The 3050-nt window shown below is 54.6% G+C and carries 2 protein-coding genes; both read right to left on the reverse strand.

Annotated features, from left to right (window positions below; translation table 11 throughout):
* Positions 1 to 46: 46 nt before the first annotated feature.
* Complete coding sequence (locus Q0W37_RS15295) at positions 47 to 1078, reverse strand: hypothetical protein (RefSeq protein WP_297702405.1); 1032 nt, start codon at positions 1076 to 1078, stop codon at positions 47 to 49.
* 91 nt (positions 1079 to 1169) lie between these two features.
* A partial coding sequence (uvrB, locus tag Q0W37_RS15300; protein WP_297702406.1) for an excinuclease ABC subunit UvrB occupies positions 1170 to 3050 on the reverse strand: 1881 nt, incomplete at its 5' end.

A 3050-nucleotide genomic window follows, 5' to 3' on the forward strand; every position in this document is an offset into this window, starting at 1 on the left:
AAAAAGCTCCCCGTTAGGGGAGCCGAATGCGTTTAAAGTCTAGGACTTACTGAACCTTGTAAACCTTAACCTTGAAAGTACGATCAAGATTGTTGGTCTGCTTCGGTTCGAGGATTGCGAACGGATAGAAGCCAACTCCAGTGGTTGCGTTGAAGTCGGACTTTGCTGCAATGTAGATCTGGTTTGCGTTCAGAATCAGGTCGCCGATTTCCGTGCCGGCAATCGGAGCTCTGTACTTGAAGTCCGTCACGTAGGCGGCTGCGGGAGAACGGTCGATTTCAACTTCTTCGGGCCAGAAACCGACTTCGTAGTCGTCAGTGTTGGTCATAAGAGTGAAGACGAGGCCGGTGCCGCTCTTTACGGTCATTTCCGCGTTGCTAACAGTGCCAGCTGTGCTGAAAATGAGGTCCGCCGTAGCGGCTTCTGCTGCAGGTACTGCGGTGCAAGTCGCAATGTTCAAACCGGGGTTGACGTCCGTAGAAAGATCAACGGTGCAAGGTGTCATGGTGACATTTGTGGGCACCGGAGTAGCAGACGACGAAGACGGAGTTTCGGTGGCGCAGTAGGAGGCTTCGCGTTCAAAGGCGATGTCCTCGTAGCTTTCGAAGTTGTCTACACCGTCGGTAGCCTTGACCGTAATACGGAGTGCGAACTTTCCGCAAGAGGTGAACGTGGGGTCCTTGAGGTCGACGGCGATGCCTGCCAGGTCGAAGCTCGTGCCTGCAGAAACGCTAGGCGGATTCGTAATGTTGACGGTTGTCGAATATTTGTTTCCGTCAGAAGAATCCTTGACGACTGCTGCGGTGATGCTCGTGAACTTGAGCGCTTCAGGATTGGTACTGGTGGTATCGGTAAGGACGATATTGACCTGTCCGGTAAACTTCTTGGAACTGGTAGAACCGACTACGCCAAGATTGACGAAGCTGATGATGTTGTCTTTCTTAGTCGGAGTTTCGATTACGCTGCCGCCTTCGCCCGATTCAGCGCTGGTAGAGCTGCTGTCGTCTCCGCAGGCGATAATGCCGAATGCGCCCATTACGATGGCGGAACCAAGGAAGAGTTTCTTTGCGAAATTCATGGTTTATTCCTCATAAAAAGTTTTTCTGCCCTGAAAATAAACAAAAATGGGCAAAAAAGCAACTAGAAAACTGTAAAAAAGGGGTAAAAAGTTACTTCATTCCCCGAATGATGTCACGGAGGCGGGCCGCTTCCTCGAAATCGAGGCGTGCGGCGGCTTCTTTCATCTGACGTTCCAGGTCTTCGAGTGAACCAGTCGTCTTCGACCCACGATCCCCTTCTGTCATCCTCGACCCACGAAGTGGGGAGGGGGTCCAGTCTTGTTCTTCGTGGCTCCCGTCGCCTTGGGTACCAGGATGACGTTTCTGGGAATTGCCACGTGAGGCCTTTTTCTTCGTCTTGCTCGACGGCTGCAAAGGTTCCATCGGGCGAATTCCGCCTAAGTTCCCTGAGCCTGCCGAAGGGTCTTCGTTCACTTCGGCAGGCTCAGGGAACTGGTCTTCTCCGATATCGCCGAGCGGGTCGTTGATCCTCAGGTCGTCTTCGAGCTTGCGGGTCACGGATTTCGGCGTGATGCCGTGTTCCTTGTTGAATTCTTCCTGAACGGCTCTTCGGCGGGCGGTTTCGGTGACGGCCTTCTCCAGGCTGTCGGTCATGTTGTCGGCGAAAAGCAAAACGGTGCCGTTCACGTTGCGGCTCGCGCGGCCCATCGTCTGGATAAGGCTCCTGTAGTTGCGCAAGAATCCTTCCTTGTCGGCGTCGAGAATCGCGACCATGCTCACTTCGGGCAGGTCGAGGCCTTCGCGCAGCAGGTTGATGCCTACGAGTACGTCGAATTCGCCGGTGCGGAGTCCGCGAATCAGTTCGTGGCGTTCGAGCGTCTTGATGTCGCTGTGCAGGTAACGTGCGCGGATGCCCGCTTCCACAAAGAAGTCGGTGAGGTCCTGCGCCATCTTCTTGGTGAGCGTCGTGACGAGTACGCGATCGCCGTTCTTGACGACTTCCTCGATACGGTACAGCAGAACGTCCATCTGACCCTTGATGGGGAACATCTCGATTTTCGGATCCAGAAGTCCAGTCGGCCTGTTAATTTGTTCAGTAACAACGCCGCCCGTCTTGGTAAGTTCATAATCGCCGGGGGTGGCGCTCACAAAAAGCACCTGCTTCGGGTACATGTACTCGAATTCGGCAAAGTTCATCGGGCGGTTGTCGAGCGCGCAGGGGAGGCGGAACCCGTACTGCACCAGCGTGGTCTTGCGGGATTTGTCGCCCTCGGCCATGCCGCCCACCTGCGGAATGCTCACGTGGGATTCATCCACCATCAAAAGCCAATCGTCACCGAAGTAGTCGATGAGCGTAAAGGGGCGCGTACCCGGAGCTCGGTTTTCAATAATGCGCGAGTAGTTCTCGATGCCGCTGCACATGCCTGTTTCGCGGATCATTTCCATGTCGTAGCGGGTGCGGCTCGAAAGGCGTGCCGATTCCAGCACCTTGCCTTCCTTGTCGAGTTCCGCGAGGCGTTCGGTCAGTTCCACTTGCATGCGCTGCAAAATGCCGAGACGGCCTTCTTCCTTTGTGACAAAGTGCTTCGCCGGAGCGATGGTCATCTCGTCGAGTTCCTGCGTGACTTCGCCGGTGAGGATGTTGAATCTTACAAGGCGGTCTACTTCATCTCCGAAAAGTTCGATGCGGAGTCCTTCTTCGTCGTAGCTCGGGTGAATCTCAATCACATCGCCGTGTACGCGGAAACTGCCACGTTCCAAGCTGAAATCGTTTCGCGTATATTGAATTCTCACCAGGTCGTGAAGAATCTTGTCGCGGTCGTAAATGTCGCCCTTCTTAATGCGAACCATCAGGTCGAAATATTCACTGGGGCTGCCCAAACCGTAAATGCAGCTGACGGAGGCAACGATAATCACGTCGCGGCGGGTGAGCAGGTTCGCTGTAGCACGCAGGCGGAGCTTGTCGATTTCGTCGTTGATGCTCGCATCTTTTTCGATGAACGTGTCCGTGTGCGGAATGTAGGCTTCGGG

Source organism: uncultured Fibrobacter sp. (genome assembly GCF_947166265.1).
Taxonomy (GTDB): Bacteria; Fibrobacterota; Fibrobacteria; order Fibrobacterales; family Fibrobacteraceae; genus Fibrobacter.

Excerpts from the sequence above, each read along its gene's own strand:
- Q0W37_RS15295 (WP_297702405.1), bottom strand. The coding sequence starts at position 1,078 with ATGAATTTCGCAAAGAAACTCTTCCTTGGTTCCGCCATCGTAATGGGC.